This is a genomic window from Enterobacter sp. Taxon_8 (assembly GCF_058354585.1).
Window position 1 is genome coordinate 2,652,884 of sequence record NZ_CM177989.1, and the last position, 24,894, is coordinate 2,677,777.

The 24,894-nt window shown below is 55.8% G+C and carries 26 protein-coding genes and 1 other annotated feature; of the genes, 9 read left to right on the forward strand and 17 right to left on the reverse strand.

Annotated elements, in window-relative coordinates:
• Positions 1 to 107: 107 nt before the first annotated feature.
• Positions 108 to 2,486 carry a phosphoenolpyruvate synthase gene (gene ppsA / locus AC4IBF_RS12525; protein WP_023311316.1) on the reverse strand — a complete coding sequence of 793 codons (2,379 nt, stop codon included), beginning with the start codon at positions 2,484 to 2,486 and terminating at the stop codon, positions 108 to 110.
• A gap of 335 nt (positions 2,487 to 2,821) precedes the next feature.
• Here ppsA and ppsR point away from each other — a divergent pair, with 335 nt between their 5' ends.
• Positions 2,822 to 3,655, forward strand: coding sequence for a posphoenolpyruvate synthetase regulatory kinase/phosphorylase PpsR (gene ppsR, locus AC4IBF_RS12530; protein WP_023311315.1), 834 nt, complete (start codon positions 2,822 to 2,824; stop codon positions 3,653 to 3,655).
• 152 nt (positions 3,656 to 3,807) lie between these two features.
• Positions 3,808 to 4,854, forward strand: coding sequence for a 3-deoxy-7-phosphoheptulonate synthase AroH (gene aroH, locus AC4IBF_RS12535; RefSeq protein WP_008500645.1), 1,047 nt, complete (start codon positions 3,808 to 3,810; stop codon positions 4,852 to 4,854).
• 19 nt (positions 4,855 to 4,873) lie between these two features.
• Here the strand turns inward: aroH and AC4IBF_RS12540 are convergent, their stop codons facing one another.
• Complete coding sequence (locus AC4IBF_RS12540; RefSeq protein WP_168708000.1) at positions 4,874 to 5,776, reverse strand: LysR family transcriptional regulator; 903 nt, start codon at positions 5,774 to 5,776, stop codon at positions 4,874 to 4,876.
• Between the two features lie 140 nt (positions 5,777 to 5,916).
• Here AC4IBF_RS12540 and AC4IBF_RS12545 point away from each other — a divergent pair, with 140 nt between their 5' ends.
• The 5 genes from AC4IBF_RS12545 to AC4IBF_RS12565 are packed head-to-tail and all read left to right on the forward strand — an operon-like array spanning position 5,917 to position 10,691.
• A complete protein-coding gene (locus AC4IBF_RS12545; protein ID WP_115874835.1) occupies positions 5,917 to 6,624 on the forward strand; it encodes a CoA transferase subunit A in 708 nt (235 codons plus the stop codon).
• Positions 6,625 to 6,626: 2 nt separating this feature from the next.
• A complete protein-coding gene (locus AC4IBF_RS12550) occupies positions 6,627 to 7,283 on the forward strand; it encodes a CoA transferase subunit B (protein ID WP_115874834.1) in 657 nt (218 codons plus the stop codon).
• 9 nt (positions 7,284 to 7,292) lie between these two features.
• Positions 7,293 to 8,474, forward strand: a complete 1,182-nt coding sequence (locus AC4IBF_RS12555) for an acetyl-CoA C-acetyltransferase (protein ID WP_136194719.1) — start codon at positions 7,293 to 7,295, stop codon at positions 8,472 to 8,474.
• Between the two features lie 44 nt (positions 8,475 to 8,518).
• Positions 8,519 to 9,910, forward strand: a complete 1,392-nt coding sequence (locus AC4IBF_RS12560; protein ID WP_136194718.1) for a GntP family permease — start codon at positions 8,519 to 8,521, stop codon at positions 9,908 to 9,910.
• A gap of 10 nt (positions 9,911 to 9,920) precedes the next feature.
• The gene (locus AC4IBF_RS12565) at positions 9,921 to 10,691 is read left to right on the forward strand and encodes a 3-hydroxybutyrate dehydrogenase (RefSeq protein WP_136194717.1); all 771 of its coding nucleotides are present in this window, start codon (positions 9,921 to 9,923) and stop codon (positions 10,689 to 10,691) included.
• Positions 10,692 to 10,735: 44 nt separating this feature from the next.
• On the opposite strand, the gene selO is transcribed toward AC4IBF_RS12565, so the two are convergent.
• From selO to thrS, 14 genes are all read right to left on the reverse strand, one after another.
• Positions 10,736 to 12,178, reverse strand: a complete 1,443-nt coding sequence (selO, locus tag AC4IBF_RS12570) for a protein adenylyltransferase SelO (RefSeq protein WP_491462860.1) — start codon at positions 12,176 to 12,178, stop codon at positions 10,736 to 10,738.
• Positions 12,179 to 12,239: 61 nt separating this feature from the next.
• The gene (locus AC4IBF_RS12575; protein ID WP_248173574.1) at positions 12,240 to 12,956 is read right to left on the reverse strand and encodes an EAL domain-containing protein; all 717 of its coding nucleotides are present in this window, start codon (positions 12,954 to 12,956) and stop codon (positions 12,240 to 12,242) included.
• Between the two features lie 294 nt (positions 12,957 to 13,250).
• Complete coding sequence (locus AC4IBF_RS12580) at positions 13,251 to 13,715, reverse strand: C40 family peptidase (protein ID WP_111965616.1); 465 nt, start codon at positions 13,713 to 13,715, stop codon at positions 13,251 to 13,253.
• Between the two features lie 74 nt (positions 13,716 to 13,789).
• Positions 13,790 to 14,545 carry a vitamin B12 ABC transporter ATP-binding protein BtuD gene (btuD, locus tag AC4IBF_RS12585; protein ID WP_127730480.1) on the reverse strand — a complete coding sequence of 252 codons (756 nt, stop codon included), beginning with the start codon at positions 14,543 to 14,545 and terminating at the stop codon, positions 13,790 to 13,792.
• Positions 14,545 to 15,096: a glutathione peroxidase gene (locus AC4IBF_RS12590; RefSeq protein WP_136194714.1), complete on the reverse strand. Its 552-nt coding sequence runs from the start codon at positions 15,094 to 15,096 to the stop codon at positions 14,545 to 14,547. Before AC4IBF_RS12590 ends, btuD begins: the two co-directional genes overlap by 1 nt.
• 22 nt (positions 15,097 to 15,118) lie before the next feature.
• Positions 15,119 to 16,099 (reverse strand): vitamin B12 ABC transporter permease BtuC, encoded by a 981-nt coding sequence (btuC, locus tag AC4IBF_RS12595; RefSeq protein ID WP_133294214.1) that lies wholly within the window; start codon positions 16,097 to 16,099, stop codon positions 15,119 to 15,121.
• A gap of 103 nt (positions 16,100 to 16,202) precedes the next feature.
• Positions 16,203 to 16,502 carry an integration host factor subunit alpha gene (gene ihfA / locus AC4IBF_RS12600; protein ID WP_003857805.1) on the reverse strand — a complete coding sequence of 100 codons (300 nt, stop codon included), beginning with the start codon at positions 16,500 to 16,502 and terminating at the stop codon, positions 16,203 to 16,205.
• Positions 16,503 to 16,506: 4 nt separating this feature from the next.
• On the reverse strand, positions 16,507 to 18,894 hold the full coding sequence (pheT, locus tag AC4IBF_RS12605) for a phenylalanine--tRNA ligase subunit beta (protein ID WP_491462861.1): 2,388 nt from the start codon (positions 18,892 to 18,894) through the stop codon (positions 16,507 to 16,509).
• A 15-nt stretch (positions 18,895 to 18,909) separates the two neighbouring features.
• Positions 18,910 to 19,893, reverse strand: coding sequence for a phenylalanine--tRNA ligase subunit alpha (gene pheS / locus AC4IBF_RS12610; protein WP_133294212.1), 984 nt, complete (start codon positions 19,891 to 19,893; stop codon positions 18,910 to 18,912).
• Between the two features lie 62 nt (positions 19,894 to 19,955).
• Positions 19,956 to 20,080 (reverse strand) — a sequence feature (Phe leader region).
• Positions 20,031 to 20,075 (reverse strand): pheST operon leader peptide PheM, encoded by a 45-nt coding sequence (pheM, locus tag AC4IBF_RS12615; protein ID WP_001386830.1) that lies wholly within the window; start codon positions 20,073 to 20,075, stop codon positions 20,031 to 20,033. It overlaps the preceding feature by 45 nt.
• Positions 20,081 to 20,197: 117 nt before the next feature.
• Positions 20,198 to 20,554, reverse strand: coding sequence for a 50S ribosomal protein L20 (gene rplT / locus AC4IBF_RS12620; RefSeq protein WP_000124850.1), 357 nt, complete (start codon positions 20,552 to 20,554; stop codon positions 20,198 to 20,200).
• 50 nt (positions 20,555 to 20,604) lie between these two features.
• Positions 20,605 to 20,802: a 50S ribosomal protein L35 gene (gene rpmI / locus AC4IBF_RS12625; RefSeq protein ID WP_003030583.1), complete on the reverse strand. Its 198-nt coding sequence runs from the start codon at positions 20,800 to 20,802 to the stop codon at positions 20,605 to 20,607.
• A 97-nt stretch (positions 20,803 to 20,899) separates the two neighbouring features.
• A complete protein-coding gene (gene infC, locus AC4IBF_RS12630) occupies positions 20,900 to 21,442 on the reverse strand; it encodes a translation initiation factor IF-3 (protein WP_014069901.1) in 543 nt (180 codons plus the stop codon).
• Between the two features lie 3 nt (positions 21,443 to 21,445).
• The gene (gene thrS, locus AC4IBF_RS12635; RefSeq protein ID WP_008500657.1) at positions 21,446 to 23,374 is read right to left on the reverse strand and encodes a threonine--tRNA ligase; all 1,929 of its coding nucleotides are present in this window, start codon (positions 23,372 to 23,374) and stop codon (positions 21,446 to 21,448) included.
• 322 nt (positions 23,375 to 23,696) lie between these two features.
• Between thrS and yncL the strand changes: the two genes are divergently transcribed.
• Together yncL and yniD are read left to right on the forward strand one after the other, a co-directional pair.
• Positions 23,697 to 23,789 carry a stress response membrane protein YncL gene (yncL, locus tag AC4IBF_RS12640; protein ID WP_021241082.1) on the forward strand — a complete coding sequence of 31 codons (93 nt, stop codon included), beginning with the start codon at positions 23,697 to 23,699 and terminating at the stop codon, positions 23,787 to 23,789.
• Positions 23,790 to 23,887: 98 nt separating this feature from the next.
• Entirely contained in the window at positions 23,888 to 23,995 is a 108-nt protein-coding gene (gene yniD, locus AC4IBF_RS12645) for a small membrane protein YniD (protein ID WP_008500658.1), read from the forward strand.
• An 80-nt stretch (positions 23,996 to 24,075) separates the two neighbouring features.
• On the opposite strand, the gene AC4IBF_RS12650 is transcribed toward yniD, so the two are convergent.
• The gene (locus AC4IBF_RS12650; protein WP_111965612.1) at positions 24,076 to 24,834 is read right to left on the reverse strand and encodes a DUF481 domain-containing protein; all 759 of its coding nucleotides are present in this window, start codon (positions 24,832 to 24,834) and stop codon (positions 24,076 to 24,078) included.
• Between the last annotated feature and the right edge of the window lie 60 nt (positions 24,835 to 24,894).

The following is a 24,894-nucleotide window of genomic DNA, read 5'->3' on the forward strand; positions in this document are numbered from 1 at the left end:
CAAATTATGATATTTAGTTTTTTACTTTATTTGTGATGGGGAGCATATTCGGGCGGAAATAAAAAAGGCGAGGAATAATATCCTCGCCTTTTCGGGTCAGCGTGGCGTTACTTGTTCAGTTCCGCCAGGCTCAGCCAGGTTTGCACCACGGTATCCGGGTTCAGGGACAGGCTATCGATCCCCTCTTCCATCAGCCAGGCGGCAAAGTCTTCATGGTCGGATGGACCCTGACCGCAAATCCCGACGTATTTACCCTGCTTCTTCGCCGCGCGGATGGACATAGAAAGCAGCGCTTTCACCGCCTCGTTGCGCTCGTCGAACAGCTCGGAGACCACGCCGGAGTCACGGTCCAGACCCAGCGTCAGCTGCGTCATGTCGTTCGAGCCGATAGAGAAGCCGTCGAAATGTTCCAGGAACTGCTCGGCCAACAGGGCGTTGGACGGGATTTCGCACATCATGATGATCTTCAGCCCGTTCTCGCCGCGCTTCAGACCCTGACGCGCCAGCTCGTCAACAACGGCTTTAGCCTGATCGACGGTACGCACAAACGGGATCATGATTTCGACGTTGGTCAGCCCCATGTCGTTGCGCACGCGCTTCACCGCCTCGCACTCCAGCGCGAAACAGTCGCGGAAGCTGTCGGACACGTAGCGTCCGGCCCCGCGGAAGCCCAGCATCGGGTTCTCTTCTTCCGGCTCGTAGCGCTCGCCGCCGACCAGGTTGGCGTATTCGTTAGACTTAAAGTCAGACAGACGCACAATCACGCGTTTCGGATAGAAAGCGGCGCCGAGTGTCGCGATCCCTTCGGTCAGACGACCGACGTAGAACTCTTTCGGCGAGTCGTAGCCTTTCATCATCTCGCGGATTTCGTTCTGCAGCTTCGGATCCTGGTCGTCAAACTCCAGCAGCGCACGCGGGTGAACGCCGATCATACGGTTGATGATAAATTCCAGGCGCGCCAGGCCTACGCCTTCGTTCGGCAGGCAGGCGAAGTCGAACGCGCGGTCCGGGTTGCCGACGTTCATCATGATCTTCAGCGGCAGGTCAGGCATGGTATCCACGCTGGAGCTCTTCACGCTGAAGTCGAGGATATCGGCATACACGTAGCCGGTATCGCCTTCGGCACAGGATACGGTCACGTTCTGGCCGTCCTTCATGCGCTCGGTGGCATCACCGCAGCCGACAACCGCAGGAATACCCAGCTCGCGGGCAATGATCGCCGCGTGACAGGTACGACCGCCGCGGTTGGTAACGATAGCCGCCGCTTTCTTCATGATCGGTTCCCAGTCCGGATCGGTCATGTCGGTCACCAGCACGTCGCCTGGCTCAATACGGTTCATCTCGCTGATGTCGTGGATCACTTTAACCGGACCGGCACCGATGCGGTGACCGATAGCACGGCCTTCCGCCACGATTTTGCCCTGGGCGTGCAGCGTATAACGCTCCATCACCTGACCGCGAGAGCGAACGGTTTCCGGACGCGCCTGCACGATAAACAGCTTGCCGGTGTTACCGTCTTTCGCCCATTCGATGTCCATCGGACGGCCGTAGTGTTTTTCAATCTGCACCGCCTGCTTCGCCAGCTCCTGAACTTCAGCGTCGGTGAGGGAGAAGCGGTCGCGCTGCTCCTGCGGTACGTCTTCAATTTTAACCTGCTTGCCATGCTCCTGCGTCGGGGCATAGATCATGCGGATTTTTTTCGAGCCCATGGTGCGGCGCACTACCGCCGGACGGCCAGCGGCCAGCGTAGGCTTATGAACATAGAATTCGTCAGGGTTAACCGCCCCCTGCACAACCATCTCACCCAGACCCCACGCGGAGGTGATAAACACCACCTGGTCGAAGCCGGATTCGGTATCAATGGAGAACATCACGCCGGATGAGCCCACGTCCGAGCGCACCATGCGCTGTACGCCAGCGGAGAGCGCCACGCCGCGATGGTCGTAGCCCTGATGCACGCGATAGGAGATGGCACGGTCGTTGAACAGGGAAGCAAACACGTGCTTCACCGCCACCAGCACCGCATCGTAACCCTGGACGTTCAGGAAGGTTTCCTGCTGTCCGGCAAACGAGGCGTCCGGCATATCTTCTGCGGTCGCAGAGGAACGTACGGCAAAGGAGGCCTGCGCATCGTCAGCGGAGAGCTGGTTGTACGCGTCGTGAATGGCTTTTTCCAGTTCCGGCTGGAAAGGTGTGTCGATGATCCACTGGCGGATCTGCGCCCCGGCTTTGGCAAGCTCGGTGACGTCATCAATATCCGTTTTATCCAGCAGGTCGTAAATGCGCTGGTTAACACCGCTCTGGTCTAAAAACAGGTTAAAGGCATCGGCGGTGGTGGCAAACCCGTTCGGTACGGAGACACCCATACCCGAGAGGTTTGTAATCATTTCACCCAGGGAGGCATTTTTGCCCCCAACTCTGTCTACATCATTCATGCCGAGTTGGTTATACCAAAGCACCAGCGGTGACGAGCCATTGTTGGACATCGAAACAATCCTTTTGTGATATTTGATCGGAGTAAGTAACACCTGACTACGTTTTTATACTGGCATATTTATTTCCGCTAAAAAAACGGTGAATCGTGTAAGCAATTTAAAATTTCAACTTTTCGGATACTTTCCCATCAACGATTAACCCGATGATTCCTCTATATTCAGCCAGAAACCCCAAAAATAAAGTCTCTATTTGAAAAATGAAATCCACTTTTCAGGAAAATCAAAAACAGTGTTTCATTCATAATTAGGATAAGTTCTTTGCTGTGTAAATTACTTTTTTAATTTATGCTTTCAGACAATTACGTATGATATTCAGGGTGGGTAAAATGGATAGTGCTGTCGATCGTCACGTTTTTTATATTTCTGATGGTACGGCGATCACCGCCGAGGTGCTGGGCCACGCGGTGATGTCGCAGTTTCCCGTATCGATCAACAGCATTACGCTGCCGTTTGTCGAAAATGAGAGCCGCGCCAAAGCGGTGAAGGACCAGATCGATGCCATTTACCAGCAGACCGGCGTCCGCCCGCTGGTGTTCTACTCCATCGTGATCCCCGAGATTCGCTCCATCATTCTGCAGAGCGAAGGCTTCTGCCAGGATATCGTGCAGGCGCTGGTGGCTCCGCTGCAAAGCGAGCTGAAGCTCGACCCGACCCCTATCGCCCACCGTACCCACGGGCTGAACCCCGGCAACCTGACCAAGTACGATGCCCGTATCGCCGCCATCGATTACACCCTCGCGCACGACGACGGTATCTCGCTGCGCAATCTCGACCAGGCGCAGGTGATCCTGCTTGGCGTGTCGCGCTGCGGCAAAACGCCGACCAGCCTCTACCTGGCGATGCAGTTCGGCATTCGCGCCGCCAACTACCCGTTTATCGCTGACGATATGGATAACCTGGTGCTGCCCGCTGCCCTCAAGCCGCTGCAGCACAAGCTGTTCGGGCTGACCATTAATCCGGAGCGCCTTGCCGCTATCCGCGAAGAGCGCCGCGAGAACAGCCGCTACGCCTCCATGCGCCAGTGCCGGATGGAGGTCTCCGAAGTGGAAGCCCTGTACCGCAAAAATCAGATCCCATGGCTGAACAGCACCAACTATTCGGTGGAAGAAATTGCCACAAAAATTCTCGACATCATGGGGCTAAACCGCCGCATGTACTAATATGCTAGTACATTAACTCAGATTCAAGTATCATGATCGGCAACCACGGGGCGGTGTCGCCCCGAACTTGAAATCAGCAGGGATTGGTTTAAGGTGATGCCCATCACTTCCCGGTAGTCTGCCGATGAAGCAAAAATTTTCTGAGACATTCCATGAATAAAACCGATGAACTCCGCACTGCGCGCATTGACAGCCTGGTTACGCCGGCTGAACTGGCCCAGCGGCATCCTGTTTCCGCTGCCGTTGCGGAACACGTGACGGCCTCCCGCCGCCGCATTGAAAAAATCCTCAATGGTGAAGACAAGCGTCTTCTGGTGGTGATTGGTCCCTGCTCCATCCACGACCTGGATGCCGCGATGGATTATGCAAAACGGCTTCAGGGCCTGCGGGATAAGTATCAGCACCGCCTTGAGATTGTTATGCGCACCTACTTTGAAAAACCGCGGACCGTGGTGGGCTGGAAAGGGCTGATCTCCGATCCTGACCTCAACGGCAGCTATCGCGTGAACCACGGCATCGAGCTGGCGCGTAAGCTGCTTTTGCAGGTCAACGAGCTGGGCGTGCCGACGGCGACCGAGTTTCTTGATATGGTGACCGGGCAGTTTATCGCCGATCTGATCAGCTGGGGCGCAATTGGCGCACGCACCACCGAAAGCCAAATCCACCGCGAGATGGCCTCCGCCCTCTCCTGCCCGGTCGGCTTTAAAAACGGGACCGATGGCAACACCCGTATTGCGGTTGATGCCATCCGCGCTGCCCGTGCCAGCCACATGTTCCTGTCGCCGGACAAGAGCGGTCATATGACCATCTACCAGACCAGCGGTAACCCTTACGGGCACATCATTATGCGCGGCGGGAAGAAACCCAATTACCATGCACAAGATATTGCGGCGGCCTGTGAAACGCTGGCCGAATTCGACCTGCCGGAACATCTGGTAGTGGATTTCAGCCACGGCAACTGCCAGAAGCAGCATCGCCGCCAGCTGGACGTCTGCGATGAGATCTGCCAGCAGATCCGCAGCGGCTCGACCGCCGTTGCCGGGATTATGGCCGAGAGCTTCATCAAGGAAGGCACGCAGAAAATCGTTGCCGGACAGCAGATGGTTTACGGCCAGTCGATCACCGACCCGTGCCTGAGCTGGGAAGACAGCGAGCTGCTGCTGGAAAAGCTGGCTGCAGCAGTAGATACCCGCTTCTGAAACATGCGGGTCAGCCGGGTCACACCGCCTGACCCGGCTGATAAAAATCCTTCAGCGTTTCCAGCAGGGCATGCGCCGCTTTAGAGAGCTGCGTGTGCCCGGGATGGATCGCCCCGATGCACTTTTCAATCGACGGGTTATCCAGCGGAATACAGACCGCGCCCAGCGCCGTCATCTGCGCCTCGCAGAGCGCCGGGACGGCACTGCCGCCCAGCCCGCTCGCGACCATTCGCCCGACCGTAACCAGCTGATGGCTCTCCAGCGCGACGTCCAGCTTTCTGCCGCTTCGCGCCAGCTCCTCCTCCATCATCAGACGTACCGCTGAGGGGCGCTGCAGGGTGATGAAATCCAGCGTCAGCAGCGCTTCCCATGTCAGGCGCTTCTTGCCCGCCAGCGGGGAATCTTTCGGCACAATGGCTACAAACCTGTCGAGGCCCAGCGGGGTAAATAGCAGGTTGTGCGTGGGCGCGGGCTCAAAGGCGATGCCCATCTCCACGCGCCCTTCCCGCACCATCTCTATCACCTGCTCGTTGATAACGTCATGCACGGTGACGTTGATTCCGGCATGGCGATCGCGAAACGCTTTCAGCACCTCGGGCAGGACATTCGCGGCAAACGACGGCATGGCGGCAACCGAAATTTTACCGCGCTGCAGGGTAAAGCACTGGTGCATCGCCTCTTCGACGTTATCCCAGTCGGCAAGCAGCTGGCGCGCCATCGGCAAAAACGTCTCGCCCTCCTGCGTCAGCGCGACCTTGCGCGTGCTCCGCTGCAGCAGCGGTCCGCCGAGCGCGTCCTCCAGCGCTTTAATCGTCAGGCTCAGGGCCGGCTGGGAAAGATTCAGCCGTTCGCTGGCGTGCGCGAAATTGAGAGTGTGAGCTACCGCTAAAAACGCGCGTAACTGTTTGACACTCATTCTCATTTTTCACCTTGTTAACTAATTGAAAAAATTTAGTTAACAGGAAATTAATAAAAAAACCAAATGAGTGGGTCACAAATTCAAAATTAACAAATGAGTCGCCGCCCCTAATGATACCGCCACGGTTAAGAGGAGGAATGACGATGGCGGGACTGGATAAGCGCGTCGACAGCTATGCGCAGGCGCTGGATGGGCTGACGGACGGAATGACTTTGCTGGCGGGCGGCTTCGGCCTGTGCGGTATTCCGGAGAACCTGATAGCAGAGGTCAGACGCCGTCAGGTGAAAGATCTGACGGTGGTATCAAACAACTGCGGCGTGGACGGCTTCGGTCTTGGGCTTCTGCTTGAGACGCGGCAGGTGCGTAAGGTGGTGGCTTCTTACGTCGGCGAAAACGCGCTGTTCGAGCAGCAGGTGCTGAGCGGCGAACTGGAGATTGAACTCACGCCTCAGGGCACGCTGGCGGAAAAGGTGCGCGCGGGCGGTGCGGGTATCCCGGCATTTTACACGGCCACCGGCTACGGCACGCCCGTGGCTACCGGCAAAGACGTGCGCCAGTTTGCCGGTAAGCACTACATCCTCGAAGAGGCCATTACCGGTGATTTCGCGCTGATCAAGGGCTGGAAAGCGGACTGGTACGGCAACGTCGTCTACCGGCATACTGCGCAAAATTTTAATCCGCTGATGGCAACGGCGGGCCGGATAACGGTCGTCGAGGTGGAAGAGATTGTTCCCCCGGGCGAGCTGCCCCCGTCGGCCATTCATACCCCGGGCATTTACGTCGACAGGCTGATTGTCGGCCAGTTTGAAAAACGTATTGAACAGCGCACCCTGCGCGCGGAAGGAGTGTGACGATGTTAACCCGTGAACAGATGGCCATGCGCGTCGCCCGCGAGCTGCGGGACGGATATTACGTCAACCTGGGGATCGGTATTCCTACCCTGGTGGCGAACTACATTCCGGAAGGAATGGACGTGATGCTTCAGTCGGAAAACGGACTGCTGGGGATGGGCGCGTTTCCTGACGAACAGAGCCTTGATGCGGACATGATCAACGCCGGTAAACAGACCGTGACCGCACGGACAGGCGCGGCCATTTTCGACTCGGCCCAGTCGTTTGCCATGATCCGTGGCGGCCATGTTGACCTGACGGTGCTGGGCGCGTTTGAGGTGGATGTCGAAGGCAATATCGCCTCGTGGATGATCCCCGGAAAGATGGTGAAGGGTATGGGCGGCGCGATGGATCTCGTCGCCGGAGCGCAGAACATCATTGTGGTGATGACCCACGCGTCGAAAAGCGGCGAGTCAAAGCTGCTGTCGCGCTGCACGCTGCCGCTCACGGGGGCGGGCTGTATCCGCCGGGTCTTAACCGACCTCGCGTTGCTGGAGATAGAGGACGGCGCGTTCATCCTGCGGGAATACGCCCCCGGCGTCAGTATCGACGAAATAGCGGCTAAGACGGCCGGAAAAATGATTGTGGCGGACGACGTTCGCGAGATGCGCTTTAGCTGAGGACTCACCATGAAAGAGGTCATGATTGTCGGGGCCACGCGAACCCCCATTGGCAGTTTTCGCGGATCGCTCGCGCCCCTCTCTGCGGCCGAGCTGGGAGCCGTCGCGGTTCATCGTCTGCTTGAAAGCAGCGGTCTTCCAGCAGAGACGATAGACGAGGTGATTTTCGGCCAGGTGCTGACGGCGGGATGCGGACAAAACCCTGCGCGCCAGACGGCCATCGCCGCCGGATTGCCCGTCAGCACGCCGGCGACAACGGTCAACCTGGTCTGCGGCGCGGGCTTGAAAGCGGTGCAGCTCGCCGCGCAGGCGATCCGATGCGGCGACGCGGACGCGATTATCGCAGGCGGTCAGGAGAGCATGAGCAACGCCCCCTATCTACTGGACGGCGCGCGTTCAGGGCTGCGTTTTGGCCATACGGGCCTGCAGGACAGCATGATTACGGACGGCCTGTGGGATGCGTTCAACGATTACCACATGGGGATCACCGCTGAAAACGTCGCCCGGCAGTTTGGCGTTTCCCGCGAAGAGCAGGACGCCTTCGCTGCCCGGTCGCAGCAGAAAGCGGCTTCCGCCGCCGAAGCGGGTCGTTTTGACCCGGAGATTGCGCCGGTGACGGTGAAACAGGGTAAAAAGCCTCCGCTTATTGTCAGCCGTGACGAGCAGCCCCGGCCAGGCACCACCGCCGAGCAGCTTGCGCAGCTGCGCCCCGCCTTTTTGCAGGAGGAAGGCACGGTCACGGCCGGAAATGCCTCCACGCTCAACGACGGTGCCGCTGCGGTGCTGCTGATGAGCGGCGAAAACGCACGGGCGAGCGGACTGCCGATCCTGGGCCGCATCGTGAGTTACGCCGTGACGGGCGTTGATCCGTCGGTGATGGGCATCGGTCCGGTTTGCGCCTGCCAGATCGCGCTGGCACGAGCGGGCTGGACGCTCGATGACGTGGACCTCATTGAAGCCAATGAAGCCTTTGCCGCGCAGGCGTTGGCGGTGGGCAAGCAGCTCGGCTGGGATGAGCGAAAGGTGAACGTTAACGGTGGCGCTATCGCCCTGGGTCATCCGATTGGCGCCTCCGGCTGCCGCATCCTCGTGACGCTGCTGCACGAAATGCAGCGCCGTGATGTTAAAAAAGGACTCGTCACCCTGTGCGTAGGCGGCGGGCAAGGCATCGCCCTCACCGTTGAACGTTAAGCATCTCGTTGGTACCCGAATAATAATTAAAGTGAGGAGTCGTAATGAGCGTGTTAATTGCCCTGGCGGCGCTGGGGCTGCTGATGCTGGCGGCCTATCGCGGATATAGCGTGATTTTGTTTGCGCCGATTGCGGCGCTCGGTGCCGTACTGCTGACCGACCCGGGCGCCGTCGGCCCGACCTTTACCGGCCTGTTCATGGAAAAGATGGTGGGCTTCGTCAAGCTCTACTTCCCGGTGTTCCTGCTGGGGGCGGTGTTTGGCAAACTGATTGAGCTTTCCGGCTTCTCGCGCTCCATCGTCGCCGCCGCGATTCAGATCCTGGGCCGTCGCCACGCCATCCCGGTGATTGTTCTGGTGTGCGCGCTGTTAACCTACGGCGGCGTGTCGCTGTTCGTGGTGGCATTTGCGGTTTATCCGTTTGCCGCCGAACTGTTCCGCCAGAGCGGCATCCCTAAACGGCTGATCCCGGCCACCGTGGCGCTCGGGGCCTTCTCGTTTACCATGGATGCCCTGCCCGGTACGCCGCAGATCCAGAACATCATCCCCACAAGCTTCTTTGGTACCAACGCCTGGGCCGCACCGTGGCTGGGGCTTATCGGCTCTCTGTTTATTATCGTCTTTGGCCTGCTCTGGCTGGAGCGCCAGCGTCGTAAGGCGTTCAATAACAATGAAGGTTACGGCACGGATCTGAAAAATGAACCGGAAACGCCGGACAACATTAACCTTCCGCATCCGCTGATTGCCATCGCCCCGCTGCTGGTGGTGGGCATACTGAACCTGCTGTTTACCCGCTGGATCCCCGTCTGGTACGGCACGACCCACGAGCTGACCCTGCCCGGTCTGGCGAAACCGATTGTGACCGAGGTGGGCAAGATCACCGCCATCTGGGCCGTGGAAGTGGCGCTGATCGCCGGTATTTTGCTGGTGCTGATTTTTGGCTTTCGCAATATCCAGGGGCGCCTGGCGGAAGGCAGCCGGACGGCGGTGAGCGGCGCCATTCTTGCGGCGATGAATACCGCCTCGGAGTACGGTTTCGGCGCGGTTATCGCCGCCCTGCCCGGTTTTCTGGTGTTATCCCACGCGCTGGCGGCTATTCCGAATCCGCTGCTGAATGAAGCCATCAGCGTGACCGTTCTCGCTGGGATCACCGGCTCGGCGTCCGGCGGGATGAGTATTGCACTCGCCGCTATGTCCGACACGTTTATTGCCGCCGCCCATGCCGCCAATATCCCGCTAGAGGTGTTGCACCGCGTGGCGTCAATGGCGAGCGGGGGGATGGATACCCTTCCCCATAACGGCGCGGTGATTACCCTGCTGGCGATTACAGGCCTGAGCCATCGCCAGGCCTACGGCGGCATTTTCGCTATCACTATCATTAAAAGTCTGGCAGTGCTTTTTGTCATTGCCGTGTTTTATCTGACCGGCATTGTGTAAGGAGAGAAAGATGAATCTGAACGGTAAAACCGCCCTGGTCACCGGCTCGACCAGCGGCATTGGCCTTGGGATCGCCCGCGTACTGGCGAAGGCCGGGGCGCAGCTTATCCTCAACGGTTTCGGCGATAGCGACTCAGCAAGAGAAGCTATTGCGCACCTGGGCAAAAAGCCAGGCTATCACGATGCGGACCTGCGTGACGTGCTGCAAATTGAAGCCATGATGCGCTATGCCGAATCGCAGTTTGGCGGCGTGGACATTCTTGTCAACAACGCGGGCATACAGCACGTGGCGCCGGTTGACGCGTTTCCGGTAGAGAAATGGAACGACATTATCGCCATTAACCTCTCGTCGGTGTTTCACACCAGCCGGCTGGCGCTGCCTGCCATGCGCGAGAAAAACTGGGGGCGCATCATTAATATCGCCTCCGTTCACGGGCTGGTCGCGTCAAAAGAGAAGTCGGCCTACGTGGCTGCCAAGCATGGCGTAGTGGGCTTTACGAAATCGCTGGCGCTGGAAACCGCGCGCACCGGCATTACCGCCAATACGATCTGTCCCGGCTGGGTACTGACGCCGCTGGTGCAACAGCAAATCGACAAGCGTATCGCCGACGGCATTCCGCCGGAGCAGGCTCGGGAACAGCTTCTGGCGGAGAAACAGCCTTCGGGCGAGTTTGTTACCCCGGAGCAGCTGGGCGAACTGGCGCTGTTTTTGTGCAGCGACAGCGCCGTTAACGTTCGCGGCGCCGCGTGGAATATGGATGGCGGCTGGGTCGCGCAGTGACGTTCAGGCCGGATAAGGCGAAGCCGCCTCCCGGCAAAAAATCTCTAGCTTGAGCAACTGACCTCCAGCCGCTTGCCCCAGTCAGGCGGGCGGCTGACGTAATCATCATCCCGGTCGGCAAACGGCGTGCGCAGCGCCACGTGCAGACGGTGTAACTCGTCGTACTCGCCCTGCTCCGCCTGCTCAATCGCCCGCTGCGCCAGCCAGTTGCGCAACACCATTGCGGGGTTCGTGGCGTTCATCTGCGTCTGGCGAGTCGCATCATCTACCTCTTCCTGCTGCAGCCGCGCGCGGTACGATGCAAACCAGTCGTCAAACGCCTGTCTGTCAATAAACTCATCGCGCAGCGGGGAGGCGGCGCTGTGCTGCTCCGTCTGCCCCAGCATCCGGAAGGTGCGCGTGTAATCGCTGCCCTCGCGCGCCATCAGGGCAAACAGGCCATTGAGGATGTCGTTATCGCCCCTCTCCTGCGTCACCAGCCCCAGCTTGTTGCGCATCAGCGTGCCATATTCCCGCAGTAATATGTCCTGATAGCTGTCGAGCGCATCATTCAGGGCATCAACGTCGATAAACGGCGACAGGGTTTGCGCAAGCCGCTGCAGGTTCCACAGGCCCACCGCGGGCTGATTGTCAAAACTGTAGCGCCCCTGATAGTCGGAGTGGTTGCAGATATACCCCGGCTGATAATCGTCCAGGAAACCAAACGGGCCGTAGTCGAAGGTCAACCCGAGAAGCGACATGTTGTCCGTATTCATAACGCCATGGGCAAAGCCTACCGTTTGCCAGCGGGCAATCAGGGTTGCGGTACGGGCCACCACATCCCTGAACCAGAGCACGTATTTATCCGCCTCGTCCATCAGATGCGCCCAGTGGTGGCGAATGGCAAAGTCTGCCAGCAGGCGCACCTTTTCCGGCTCGCGACGATAGTAAAAGTGCTCAAAATGACCGAAGCGCAGATGGCTTTGCGCGATACGCATCAGCATTGCGCCCTTTTCCACGGTTTCGCGCACAACCGGCGTATCGCTGGTAACGATCGACAGCGCGCGGGCGGTGGGGATCCCCAGGGCATGCATCGCTTCGGAGCCCAGGCATTCGCGGATCGTTGAACGCAGAACCGCACGCCCGTCGCCCATTCGCGAATAGGGCGTCAGGCCCGCGCCTTTCAGGTGCCAGTCAACCGTCTCTCCGTTGGGAAGCCGTTGTTCACCGAGCAGGATCCCCCTGCCGTCGCCCAGTTGACCCGCCCAGACGCCAAACTGATGTCCGCTATAAACCTGCGCCAGTGGTTGCATTCCGGCGAGTAACGTTTCACCTCCCCAAACGCCAGCGCCCTCTGAACGCTGAAACAGCTCAGGCGGAATGGCCAGTTCTTCTGCCAGCAAATCGTTATGCCAGATAAGGCGTGAATTTTGTAACGGTATTGGTTTGAGTGCGGTGTAAAAGCCGGGCAACTCGTCATGCCATTGAGCAGTAAAAGACAGGGTCATAGGTCCTCCTGCTTTTAGTGTAGAGGGTTTACCCGGACTTAAACACGGGCGAAAGCAAGGGTTATCGCTGCTGAACCAGCGTTGTAACGTGCTCGGCAGAGACGGCTGGCCAAAGTGCGCCCTGCATGGCGCCAAAATTGAAGGACAACACGCGTTGCAACAGGCTGTGATCGTCAACGCCCGAGACGATCACTGACTGGCAATGCGGTGTGATTTGCCAGAGGATGGCGCGCATAAAAGGCTCAAAAGAGAGCTCCGGTGCGCGCTGCTGAATGAATCCTTTATCGAGGATAACCCGTTTAAATAATCCATCATAGACAGCTTTGAGCGAGGCGGCGCCTGCGCCAAAGTTTGCCAGCACCAACGGGAAATGGATTGCCATTCTCGCCAGCTGCAGATCGTCCTTGCCGTTATTTAAACCTGGATAATTCTCATTAACAGTAAACTCAAGAAACGGATAACGCTCAAGAATTGAAACAGCGTTTCCATTACTTAATAAAAATTCAACTATTGCAGGTGTAATATTGATCCATGCAATTAACTGATGCTGAATAAAAAACAGTTTACAGGTATCAAGCAATTGCAGTTTTTCGTTAAAAAGCACTAACTCTTCAGCTGCTGAAAGCCGAGGGATAACGAGTTCAGTGGGGATCCTCACATCGCTGCCGACGCCAGTAAAGTTAACCAGAACCTCTAAACCTTTAAGCTCCCCTGCGCTATTACGGGCGGGCAGAAGCAGCAGTTCAGACTGGTAAGCATTATCTAGCGTAATAATCATTGCACTCGCTCCGCATTAAAGATGAGAGAGGACATCCTGGAGCAATTGCCGACACAATTCCACTGTCTTGATTTTAATAAGAATAATTTCATTAGTTCCGTATTTATTTTCAGATTTATCCCTGAATCTAAAATAATTTTATCCTGGTTGCAAAATAATAGCCAGTTTTAGATAAAACAGACACATGCAGGATTCGATAATTTTAGATAAATTTAACTTTAAGCATCTTATTTGAGAAAAAACGGCATGATTTATTAGTTACCATGCCGTCATAAGAGAAGTTTCTGACAAAGACTATATACGTCGTGCCTGCCAGAAATTTTTACGCCAGTAAACATTATCAAGAGAAGAACGCATCACGCCGCGGCTGGTCGAGGCGTGAATGAACTGATTGTCTGTATCATAAATGCCCACGTGCAGACCACTTTCACCCGAGCCGGTTTTGAAGAAAACCAGGTCCCCGGGCAGTAGATCGTCTTTATCAATTTCAGTACCAATTTCGGCCTGCTTGCGCGTTTCGCGAGGAAGCTGTAAATCAAACTTGTCGCGAAACGTCATCAGAACGAAGCCGGAGCAATCTACGCCGCCGCGGCTCATGCCACCGTAGCGATAAGGCGTACCGCGCCAGTTGCTCAGCTGGTCGTTGAGGCTGGCAATGACGGTGATCGAATCTGAAAGCCGTGGGTTAGGCGGCGGCGCACGATGGCTACTGCATCCCGCAAGAAAGAGTGCGGCCATCAGGATAAACCAGAATCGCATTTTCAGACGAATCCTCTGCTTTTTTTGTTCTTTTCGTAATTTAGCGTGCAATTGTGCTAAGAGGCAAGAAACGGTTACGTTTGCCCGGTAGAAATCAGCATCTTATGTCCCTCTATATCCAGCCTTCGGAACGACATGTTGTATGCGCGGGCAAGATGGGGCGGCGTAAGCACCTGATCCCGCGTACCGCTGGCGACCATCTTTCCCTGCGACAGTAGCCACACCCGGTGGGCATGACGCAGCGTGTGGTTGAGGTCATGACTGCTCATCACCACGGCAATGCCTTGTCGGCTCAGGGCGCTTAAAAGCGTATCCAGTGCTGCCTGCTGCGCCACATCCAGACCGCTCATGGGTTCATCGAGAAGCAGCATCCGCCCGTGAGGATTGCCTGCCGGGTGGATCTGAAGGATGACAGCCGCCAGTCGCACCCGCTGCCACTCTCCGCCGGAAAGCTGGCTGGCATGCCGGGATAGTTTATCTTCCAGCCCGAGGGCCGCGGCCACGTCAGTCAGCAGTGCTGTATGTTGTTTGTCGTGCAAATGCAGCATCAGATAATGCCAGACCGGCATCGCAAAGGGCGGCACCTGCTGCTGGACGAGGTAACTGCGCCGATGCGCCAGCGAGACCGGTGACCAGTCGGCGAGCGTATGCTCAAGCAGCGTTATCTGCCCTTCTCCGTCAGTCATGCCTGCCATCCGTGCCAGCAGCGTGCTCTTTCCTGCGCCGTTCGGCCCGACAAGATGCAGGATTTCTCCCGCATTGACGGCGCCGGTCATCGGCTCAAGACGTCCCCTCTCGGCAACGTCCATGAGCTGCATCAGCAAAGACATTATTTCGCCAGCGCCAGCTTGATCGATTCCTTGACGATCGGATCTTCTGGGGTCATATCGGGCGAAAAACGCTGAACGACCTGGCCATCGCGACCAATCAGGAATTTTTCAAAATTCCACAGGATATCGTCCGGGTAAAGCGGCGCGCGGCCTTTGCTGGCCATGCGTTCATAAAAACCGCTCCCTTCAGGCGCAACGGCCTTCGGCGCGGCAGCGATCAGCTTCGCATACAGCGGATGGCGGTCTTCGCCATTGACATCGATTTTGCTGAACATCGGGAACGTCACGCCATAGGTGGTGCTGCAGAAGGTTTTAATCTCTTCTTCGCTGCCCGGCTCCTGGCCCAGGAACTGGTTGCACGGGAAGCCCAGCACGGTAAAACCGTCTTTCTCCCAGGCCTTCTGAATATTTTCCAGCTGCTCGTACTGCGGCGTCAGGCCACATTTGGATGCCACGTTGACGATAAGCAGCACGTTGCCTTTGTAGCGTTCCAGCGTGGTTTTATCGCCATCAATGGTGGTCACTTCAGTATTCAGGATATCTGACTGCATAGCATTTCCTCAGGTTGTCGATTTAACGTCCAGCTTTTAATAGTAGCCAGATAAATACCGGCGCGCCCAGCGTGGCGGTCACCACGCCAATGGGCAGCTCTGCGGCCGTCAGGGCAAGCCGGGCGATGACGTCGGCCACCAGCAGCGTGACGGCCCCGGCAACCGCCGAGGCTGGAAGCAGGGTTCTGTGGTCCGTGAGGCCACACAGACGCAGCATGTGCGGGATCACCAGCCCGATAAAACCGATCGCGCCCGCCAGAGCCACGCTGACGCCGACCAGCCAGCCAATAGCTATTACCAGCACATTGCGCCAGAATCCAATCGGCATACCGAGCTGGCGGGCAGAGGTTTCACCCAGCGCGAGCATATTCAGCGGCTGCGCCTGCAGGGCAGCCCACACGATGACCGGTACCAGCAGCGCCATCAGCCAGCCCTGGTGCCAGTCAACGCCGCCAAAACCGCCCATCATCCAGTACATGAGCTGTCGCAGGTCAAAGGATGTTGAGAAGTAGACCGCCCAGGTCATCAACGCGCTACAGATGATCCCCAGCGCCACGCCGGCAAGCAGCAGACGGCTGGTCGATAAGTGCCGTCTGGCGAAACGAAGAAGGATCGCTGTGATCAGCAGTGCACCGAGAATAGCGCTCAGGCTAATACGCCATCCCGAGAGTTCTCCTCCTCCCAGCATTACCGCCGCTATCAGGCCTACGCCCGCTCCATTCGACACGCCGAGCAGCCCCGGCTCCGCCAGAGGGTTATCAAACAACGCCTGCATTATGGTGCCGCATAGCGCCAGCGCGGCGCCGACCAGAACCACCGCGACGGTCCGCGGCAGGCGAATTTGCCAGACGAAGAGCTGCCCGTCAGGCCCCCACCAGCTTTCAGGCCCAATCCATTTGTCGCCCGCGCAGAGGCTCACGCCCACGGAGGCAATGAGCAACAGCACCAGCAAAAGCAGGTGACGCCGATCGGAACGGTGCTGGTGATGGGCATAGTCAAGCATGTGTACGGTTTTAGTAGCGTGAGATGTAATTGATTTTACGGCGGGTTTGCCGAAGAGCGCAAAGAAAAAAGGCCGCATGGGCGGCCTTTTTAGTTAGTTCATATTACTCTGCTTTAGGCGTTGCGTTTTCGACACGGCTTTTTAACTTCTGGCCGGGTCTGAAGGTCACCACGCGGCGGGCTGTAATGGGAATATCTTCCCCCGTCTTCGGGTTGCGGCCCGGACGTTGGTTTTTGTCTCGCAAATCAAAATTGCCAAAACCGGAGAGTTTTACCTGCTCACCATTTTCCAGAGCACGACGGATCTCTTCGAAAAACAGCTCTACCAGCTCTTTGGCATCCCGTTTGCTAAGCCCAAGCTTATCAAACAGATATTCTGACATTTCAGCTTTTGTAAGCGCCATAGGTTCAATCCCTCAATGATGCCTGGAATCGCTCTTTTAATGCCTCTACACATTTGGCGACGGTAGCGGCAATCTCCTCTTCTTCGAGTGTACGGCTGGTATCCTGAAGGATAAGGCTAATAGCGAGGCTCTTGAAACCTTCTGCTACGCCCTTGCCGCGGTACACGTCAAATAAGTTTACGCCAACTACCTGATTTACGCCAACTTTCTTACATTCGGCCAAAATATCTGCTGCGGGCACATTTTCCGCGACCACAACCGCGATATCACGGCGGTTTGCCGGGAAGCGGGAGACGTCCTGAGCCTGAGGAATCACGCGGTCAGCCACCGGGTTCCATTCCAGCTCGAACACGATGGTACGGCCGTTCAGGTCCAGTTTACACTCCAGCTCAGGGTGAACAACCCCAATAAAACCAACGCGTTTGCCGTCTAAATAGATGGCAGCGCTCTGGCCCGGATGCAGGGCCGGGATGGCTTCTGCGCGGAATTCAATTTCAGATAATTTACCGGTCAGATCCAGAATCGCTTCCAGATCGCCCTTCATATCGTAGAAATCAACCGTCCCTTTTGCCAGGTCCCAGTGCTCTTCATAGCGGTTACCGCTGATGGCGCCAGCCAGCATGAGATCCTGACGGATGCCTAAATTTGCCTGATTATCCGGTACAAAGCGCAAACCGCTTTCGAAAATGCGCACGCGGTTTTGCTGACGATTCTGGTTATAAACGATAGTACCCAGCAGGCCCGTCCACAGGGACAGACGCATCGCGGACATTTCGCTGGAGATTGGGCTTGGCAGGATCAGCGCTTCCTGGCCCGGATGGATCAGTTGCTGCAGTTTTGGATCAACAAAGCTGTAGGTGATCACTTCCTGGTAGCCTTTGTCGTTCAGCATGGTTTTCACACGCTTCAGGGACAGGTCGGCTTCACGGTGGGTGCCCATCACCAGACCTGCCTGCACAGGCTCGTCAGGGATGTTGTTGTAGCCATAAACACGGGCCACTTCTTCCACCAGATCTTCTTCAATTTCCATGTCGAAACGCCATGACGGCGCAACGGCTTTCCATTCGTCCTGGCCTTCGGTTACTTCACAGCCCAGACGCTTCAGGATATCGGTCACCTGCGCATCGGCAACGTGGTGACCAATAAGACGATCCAGCTTGCTGCGGCGCAACGTGATGGTCGCACGCTTCGGCAGCGTCGCTTCGTTGGTGACGTCGATAACCGGGCCCGCTTCACCGCCGCAGATGTCGATCAGCAGGCGGGTCGCACGTTCCATCGCTTTATACTGCAGCGCCGGGTCAACGCCGCGCTCGTAGCGGTGAGAGGCATCGGTATGCAGGCCGTGACGGCGTGCGCGACCGGTGATGGAGAGCGGGCTGAAGAACGCGCATTCCAGCAGCACGTTTTGCGTCTCGTCGTTGACGCCCGAATGCTCGCCTCCGAAAATACCGCCCATTGCCAGCGCTTTGCTGTGGTCAGCAATCACCAAAGTGTCGGCGTTCAGTTTCGCTTCGCTGCCGTCCAGCAGAACCAGGGTTTCGCCCTCTTTCGCCATGCGCACAACGATGCCGCCGTCGATACGATCTTTATCAAACGCGTGCATTGGCTGGCCCAGCTCCAGCAGGACGTAGTTGGTCACGTCGACCACGGCGTCGATAGAGCGAATACCGCAGCGGCGCAGCTTCTCTTTCATCCACAGCGGAGTTGGCGCTTTCACGTTGATGCCTTTCACCACGCGACCGAGGTAGCGCGGGCAGGCATCCGCAGCGTCAACCTGAATAGGCAGCACGTCACTAATGGTCGCTTCAACCGGCGCGATCTCCGGCGCGTTCAGTTCGGTCTGGTTCAGCACGGCCACGTCGCGCGCCACGCCGATAATACCTAAGCAGTCGGCACGGTTTGGCGTGACGCTGATTTCAATAGTGTTGTCGTCAAGCTTCAGGTATTCACGGATATCGGTGCCGATTGGCGCATCCAGCGGCAGCTCAATGATGCCGTTGTGATCGTCGGAAATACCCAGCTCGGAGAAGGAGCACAGCATGCCTTCAGACGGCTCGCCGCGCAGCTTAGCCGCTTTAATTTTGAAATCGCCCGGCAGTACCGCCCCGACGGTCGCCACGGCCACCTTCAGGCCCTGACGGCAGTTTGGCGCACCGCAGACGATATCCAGCAGACGGTCACCGCCCACGTTCACTTTTGTCACGCGCAGTTTGTCAGCGTTAGGGTGCTGGCCGCACTCTACCACTTCACCGACGACCACGCCGTTGAATGCGCCGGAAACCGGCTCAACGCCGTCCACTTCCAGGCCCGCCATGGTGATCTGGTTAGAAAGCGCGTCGCTGTCCAGCGTGGTGTTCACCCACTCGCGTAACCACAGTTCACTGAATTTCATTGTTCTGTCCTGCCCTTATTTAAACTGTTTGAGGAAACGCAGATCGTTTTCGAAGAATGCACGTAAGTCGGTCACGCCGTAGCGCAGCATGGTCAGACGCTCCATGCCCATACCGAAGGCAAAGCCGGAGTAGACTTCCGGATCAATACCTACGTTGCGCAGCACGTTTGGATGCACCATGCCGCAGCCCAGCACTTCCAGCCACTTGCCGTTTTTGCCCATCACGTCAACTTCCGCAGACGGTTCGGTGAACGGGAAGTAGGACGGACGGAAACGAACCTGCAGATCTTCCTCAAAAAAGTTGTTCAGGAAATCGTGCAGCGTGCCCTTCAGGTTGGTGAAGCTGATGTTTTTATCAACAATCAGGCCTTCCATCTGGTGGAACATTGGGGTGTGGGTCTGATCGTAGTCGTTACGATAGACGCGGCCCGGCGCGATAATACGGATCGGCGGTTCCTGCTCCTTCATGGTACGGATCTGAACGCCGGAGGTCTGAGTACGCAGCAGACGCGTTGCGTCGAACCAGAAAGTGTCGTGGTCAGCGCGTGCCGGATGATGGCCAGGAATGTTCAGGGCGTCGAAGTTATGGTAATCATCTTCGATTTCCGGGCCAGTCGCCACGGTAAAGCCGAGCTCACCGAAGAAACTTTCAATGCGATCGATGGTGCGGGTAACCGGGTGCAGACCGCCGTTCTCGATGCGGCGACCCGGCAGAGAGACGTCGATCGTCTCGGCAGCCAGACGCGCATTCAGCACAGCGCTTTCCAGCTCGGCTTTACGTGCGTTAAGCGCCTGCTGTACCTGCTCCTTGGCTTCGTTAATCACCGCTCCCGCTGCCGGACGTTCTTCTGGCGGCAGCTCACGCAGGGTTGTCATCTGAAGGGTCAGGTGCCCTTTCTTCCCAAGATATTCGACGCGGACATTGTCTAACGCGGCAACATCTGAGGCCTGATTAATGGCGGCTGTTGCATTGGCAACCAGCTCTGCGAGATGTGACATGATTTTCCTCATTATGTCGGTGCAGACACCGATTTGGTGGAGTTATTCTCTCAAATTCAGGCACAAAAAAAGCCTCCATCGGGAGGCTTATCTGGCGCTGTTTTTCGTTTCATCTTTCACGCGCTAGCCTCCTGAAGTCAGGTGCTAAAGTAAAAGAAGAAGCGGAAAATAGCAGCATTCATGCTTGCGTTACCTTGTCTGGTAAAAACCGTTAAGACCTTATTGAAAAGCCTGCACGGGTAAATGTCAATCTTCTTACAGGGTTATATGAAAAGAGGGAGCCAGGCCCCCTCTCTCAACTGGCTTATGCCAGTGCTGCTTTCGCTTTTTCGACCAGAGCGGTGAACGCTACTTTGTCGAATACTGCGATGTCAGCCAGGATCTTACGGTCGATTTCAACAGAGGCTTTTTTCAGGCCGTTGATGAATTTGCTGTAAGAAATACCGTTCTGACGTGCTGCTGCGTTGATACGCGCAATCCACAGTTGACGGAACTGACGCTTACGCTGACGACGGTCACGGTAAGCGTACTGACCTGCTTTGATAACAGCCTGGAAGGCAACGCGGTAAACGCGTGAACGCGCACCGTAGTAGCCTTTAGCTTGTTTCAAAATTTTCTTGTGACGTGCACGTGCAATTACACCACGTTTTACGCGAGCCATATGTGCTCTCCTGTATCTATATTCTTAGTAAAAAATTAAACGTTAACGGCTTATGCGTACGGCAGGCACGCGATAACCAGACCCAGATCGCCTTTAGAAACGAGGCCTTTTGGACGCAGGTGACGTTTACGCTTAGTAGATTTTTTGGTCAGAATATGACGCAGGTTTGCGTGCTTACGCTTAAATCCACCACCACCGGTTTTTTTGAAGCGCTTAGCAGCACCGCGTACGGTCTTAATTTTTGGCATCTTAATAACTTCCACTTCGCATTGTTAAATAAACGAAACATAGGCGAACAAAACCTATGAAACCCGAAGGCTCCACAGATTTTGCTGCTTGAAGGCCTTACTGTTTCTTCTTAGGAGCGAGCACCATGATCATCTGGCGGCCTTCGATCTTCGTAGGGAAGGATTCGACTACTGCCAGTTCACTCAGATCGTCACGGACGCGGTTAAGCACTTCCATACCAATCTGTTGGTGGGCCATCTCACGACCGCGGAAACGCAGTGTGATCTTGGCCTTATCGCCATCTTCCAGAAAGCGAATCAGGCTGCGGAGTTTTACCTGATAATCGCCATCGTCGGTACCAGGACGGAATTTGATTTCCTTAACCTGGATAACTTTTTGCTTTTTCTTCTGTTCCTTAGAAGACTTACTCTTTTCATAAAGGAACTTGCCGTAGTCCATGATACGACAAACTGGCGGTTCGGCGTTAGGGCTGATTTCAACTAAATCTACTCCAGCTTCTTCAGCTTTTTCGATCGCTTCTCTCAGACTCACAATCCCCAGTGGTTCACCTTCAAGATCTGTTAAGCGAACTTCCTGGGCGCGAATCTCGCCATTGATACGATTCGGACGTGCCGTTTGAACTCGTTTTCCGCCTTTAATACCTTATTCCTCCAGTTGTTGAAGACTGCGGCTGCGAATCTCTTGTTGCAGCTTCTCAATCACTTCACTTACGTCCAGGCTGCCCAGGTCTTTACCACGGCGGGTGCGAACGGCAACTTTGCCTGCTTCCACCTCTTTATCACCACAGACCAACATATACGGGACACGACGTAAAGTGTGCTCGCGGATTTTAAAGCCAATCTTCTCATTTCTCAAGTCTGCTTTTACGCGAATGCCCGCATTTTGTAGTTTCTGCGTCAATTCTTTAACGTAATCCGCCTGAGAATCGGTAATGTTCATCACCACGACCTGCACTGGCGCAAGCCAGGTTGGGAAGAAGCCAGCGAACTCTTCGGTCAGGATGCCGATGAAGCGCTCCAGAGAACCGAGAATAGCACGGTGAATCATTACTGGTACCTGACGTTCGTTGTCTTCGCCAACATAAGAGGCGCTTAAACGCTGCGGCAGGGAGAAGTCCAGCTGTACAGTACCGCACTGCCATGCGCGATCGAGGCAGTCATACAGGGTAAATTCAATTTTCGGACCGTAGAATGCGCCCTCACCCAGCTGGTATTCGAACGGAATGCCGTTCTCTTCCAGCGCCACGGCGAGATCCGCTTCTGCGCGATCCCAGGTCTCATCGCTGCCGATACGTTTTTCCGGACGCGTTGAGAGTTTGACCACGATCTTCTCGAAGCCAAAGGTGCTGTACATATCGTAGACCATACGAATACAGGCGTTAACTTCGTCACGAACCTGATCTTCAGTACAGAAGATATGCGCATCATCCTGAGTAAAGCCACGAACACGCATCAGACCGTGCAGCGCACCTGATGGTTCGTTACGGTGGCAGCTACCGAACTCCGCCATACGCAGCGGCAGGTCGCGGTAGGATTTCAGACCCTGGTTAAAGATCTGAACGTGACCCGGGCAGTTCATTGGCTTGATGCAGTATTCACGGTTCTCAGACGAGGTGGTGAACATCGCATCTTTGTAGTTGTCCCAGTGGCCGGTTTTTTCCCACAGCACACGGTCCATCATGAACGGGCCTTTTACTTCCTGATACTGGTACTCTTTCAGCTTGGAGCGTACGAACGTTTCGAGCTCACGGAAGATGGTCCAGCCGTCGTTATGCCAGAACACCATACCCGGCGCTTCTTCCTGCATGTGGTACAGGTCAAGCTGCTTGCCGATTTTACGATGGTCACGCTTCGCCGCCTCTTCCAGGCGCAGCAGGTACGCGTTCAGGGCTTTTTTATCGGCCCACGCGGTACCATAGATACGCTGCAACATCTTGTTGTTGCTGTCACCGCGCCAGTAGGCGCCGGCGATCTTCATCAGCTTAAAGTGATGACAGAAGCGCATGTTCGGCACGTGCGGTCCACGGCACATGTCGACGTATTCTTCGTGATGGTACAAGCCAGGCTTGTCATCATGGGAAATATTTTCGTCAAGAATAGAGACTTTATAGCTCTCGCCGCGCTTCACGAAGGTTTCACGCGCTTCGTGCCAGCTGACTTTCTTCTTGATGACGTCATAGTTCGTTTCGGCGAGCTCGTGCATACGTTTTTCGAGCGCGTCGATATCTTCCTGAGTCAGAGTATGGTCAAGGTCAACGTCGTAGTAGAAACCATTGTCGATAACCGGACCGATCGCCATTTTGGTGTTTGGCCACAGCTGTTTGATGGCATGACCTAACAGGTGCGCGCAGGAGTGACGAATGATCTCCAGACCTTCTTCGTCTTTCGCGGTGATGATGGCAAGCGTCGCATCGTTTTCAATCAGATCGGAGGCATCCACCAGCTCACCGTTAACACGGCCAGCAATAGTCGCTTTCGCGAGACCAGGACCAATGTCCAGGGCAACATCCATTGGGCTAACAGCACGGTCGAAATGGCGTTGGCTGCCATCAGGAAGAGTAATTACAGGCATTTTATATCCTTATTTGCAGTGATGCCCCACACATAAGAGCATATACAAAGAAAATAATCGTGATTTGACAATAGATTACGACACCATCTGACCAACAATCGTCAAATTGGTTCGTCATCATTCACCTGCCGAATTCAGATTAATTCGGATTTACGGCAAGCGACGTAATGTTAACACTAACGGAAAGGAGATTGCACCCTCTGCGGCCAGATTGATGGGCTGGCACTTTCGCACGAATTTGCAGGTTGCTTCTCCCCTGCGCTCGCATTTCGATGATGCTGGGCTACTCTTGAACAGGTCCTTAAACCCAAAGGTGCATACCATGAACGTATCCAGTAGAACGGTTGTGATATTGAACATCCTTTCCGCCACAGGTTTATTGTTGATTCTCGCCGAACGATTCCACTGGTTCTGAGCCAGACCCTTCGCTGGCATAACCCAATCGATCCTGAAAAGGGGCATATTTCGGCCCTGTTTGGTAGACTGTGGATATTAACGAACAAGGATTAGGTTATGCCAACAAAACGATTTGCCGTAAAACACTGGAAAATGGTGCTGGTGCTGATTGCCATCTGCGGCGCAATGCTGCTACTCCGTTGGGCGGCAATGATTTGGGGCTAGGGGCGAATGCAGGTCATCAGAAGGGACATCAAAAAGTCACAGACAATAAACGGGCCGACATCATCATCGGCCCGCTTTTATTACATTCTATAACCCAGTGAAACCGTGGTTCTGCGGTCGGTATGATCCGGTGCAGATTCTGGTGGTGAAGAGTTCCAGGTCACGTTGTAGGCGAGTTTCAGACCAAAGTGTTCGTTGATAGCCACGTTAAGCGCCGTCTCAGAGTTCAACGTCGTATCGTCGGCACCAAATACAGAAACACCCTGGGTAAATTTGGTGTTGTCAGTCATCTGCCAGGCATAGGTACCGGAAGCGTAACCGAGCGGTTGAGTTTTGGTATCGCCATTGGTGTATTCGTCATAACGCACACCCGGACCGAATTCAAAACGGAAGCTGTGTACCGGTCCGTTCAGGAACTGACGACCATAACCGGCGGTGAAAACATCGCGCTGGCGATAACCGTTGTAACGGTCGGTTAACCAGCTCCCCTGACCAAACAGATAGTCATAGTCGGTCATGTTGTAACGGCTACGTCCGCCTACCGCATATTTCTCGGAAGAGCGTTCGTCGTTAGCGGAAGTGTTGCTGGCATTACCCCACAGAGACCAGGCGGTAGTATTACCGTACCATGTGAGCGTACTGTCCGCCGTCAGAGAAGAGCTTTTCGTGTTACCGGATTGTGCCAGGTACCCAGCATTCAGGTTACCTTCAAACGGTTTTTTCGCGGTGGATGGATCGTCCATGACAGTAAAAACGGAATCATCGGCGGTCGCGTTCATAGCCGCAAACACGCCACCCGCCAGCATCAGTGCAGCGGGCACTGTCTTTAAAAGCTTCATTTTATTAAGGAGTCCGTACAACAAAAAAAGAGACCACACGGTCCCGGAATCTTTCTTGAG

What these genes read in the sequence shown, in the direction of transcription:
- ppsA (WP_023311316.1), bottom strand. Translation starts at nt 2,486, where the DNA reads ATGTCCAACAATGGCTCGTCACCGCTGGTGCTTTGGTATAACCAACTC.
- ppsR (WP_023311315.1), top strand. Translation starts at nt 2,822, where the DNA reads ATGGATAGTGCTGTCGATCGTCACGTTTTTTATATTTCTGATGGTACG.
- aroH (WP_008500645.1), top strand. Translation starts at nt 3,808, where the DNA reads ATGAATAAAACCGATGAACTCCGCACTGCGCGCATTGACAGCCTGGTT.
- AC4IBF_RS12540 (WP_168708000.1), bottom strand. Translation starts at nt 5,776, where the DNA reads ATGAGAATGAGTGTCAAACAGTTACGCGCGTTTTTAGCGGTAGCTCAC.
- AC4IBF_RS12545 (WP_115874835.1), top strand. Translation starts at nt 5,917, where the DNA reads ATGGCGGGACTGGATAAGCGCGTCGACAGCTATGCGCAGGCGCTGGAT.
- AC4IBF_RS12550 (WP_115874834.1), top strand. Translation starts at nt 6,627, where the DNA reads ATGTTAACCCGTGAACAGATGGCCATGCGCGTCGCCCGCGAGCTGCGG.
- AC4IBF_RS12555 (WP_136194719.1), top strand. Translation starts at nt 7,293, where the DNA reads ATGAAAGAGGTCATGATTGTCGGGGCCACGCGAACCCCCATTGGCAGT.
- AC4IBF_RS12560 (WP_136194718.1), top strand. Translation starts at nt 8,519, where the DNA reads ATGAGCGTGTTAATTGCCCTGGCGGCGCTGGGGCTGCTGATGCTGGCG.
- AC4IBF_RS12565 (WP_136194717.1), top strand. Translation starts at nt 9,921, where the DNA reads ATGAATCTGAACGGTAAAACCGCCCTGGTCACCGGCTCGACCAGCGGC.
- selO (WP_491462860.1), bottom strand. Translation starts at nt 12,178, where the DNA reads ATGACCCTGTCTTTTACTGCTCAATGGCATGACGAGTTGCCCGGCTTT.
- AC4IBF_RS12575 (WP_248173574.1), bottom strand. Translation starts at nt 12,956, where the DNA reads ATGATTATTACGCTAGATAATGCTTACCAGTCTGAACTGCTGCTTCTG.
- AC4IBF_RS12580 (WP_111965616.1), bottom strand. Translation starts at nt 13,715, where the DNA reads ATGCGATTCTGGTTTATCCTGATGGCCGCACTCTTTCTTGCGGGATGC.
- btuD (WP_127730480.1), bottom strand. Translation starts at nt 14,545, where the DNA reads ATGTCTTTGCTGATGCAGCTCATGGACGTTGCCGAGAGGGGACGTCTT.
- AC4IBF_RS12590 (WP_136194714.1), bottom strand. Translation starts at nt 15,096, where the DNA reads ATGCAGTCAGATATCCTGAATACTGAAGTGACCACCATTGATGGCGAT.
- btuC (WP_133294214.1), bottom strand. Translation starts at nt 16,099, where the DNA reads ATGCTTGACTATGCCCATCACCAGCACCGTTCCGATCGGCGTCACCTG.
- ihfA (WP_003857805.1), bottom strand. Translation starts at nt 16,502, where the DNA reads ATGGCGCTTACAAAAGCTGAAATGTCAGAATATCTGTTTGATAAGCTT.
- pheT (WP_491462861.1), bottom strand. Translation starts at nt 18,894, where the DNA reads ATGAAATTCAGTGAACTGTGGTTACGCGAGTGGGTGAACACCACGCTG.
- pheS (WP_133294212.1), bottom strand. Translation starts at nt 19,893, where the DNA reads ATGTCACATCTCGCAGAGCTGGTTGCCAATGCAACAGCCGCCATTAAT.
- rplT (WP_000124850.1), bottom strand. Translation starts at nt 20,554, where the DNA reads ATGGCTCGCGTAAAACGTGGTGTAATTGCACGTGCACGTCACAAGAAA.
- rpmI (WP_003030583.1), bottom strand. Translation starts at nt 20,802, where the DNA reads ATGCCAAAAATTAAGACCGTACGCGGTGCTGCTAAGCGCTTCAAAAAA.
- thrS (WP_008500657.1), bottom strand. Translation starts at nt 23,374, where the DNA reads ATGCCTGTAATTACTCTTCCTGATGGCAGCCAACGCCATTTCGACCGT.
- yncL (WP_021241082.1), top strand. Translation starts at nt 23,697, where the DNA reads ATGAACGTATCCAGTAGAACGGTTGTGATATTGAACATCCTTTCCGCC.
- yniD (WP_008500658.1), top strand. Translation starts at nt 23,888, where the DNA reads ATGCCAACAAAACGATTTGCCGTAAAACACTGGAAAATGGTGCTGGTG.
- AC4IBF_RS12650 (WP_111965612.1), bottom strand. Translation starts at nt 24,834, where the DNA reads ATGAAGCTTTTAAAGACAGTGCCCGCTGCACTGATGCTGGCGGGTGGC.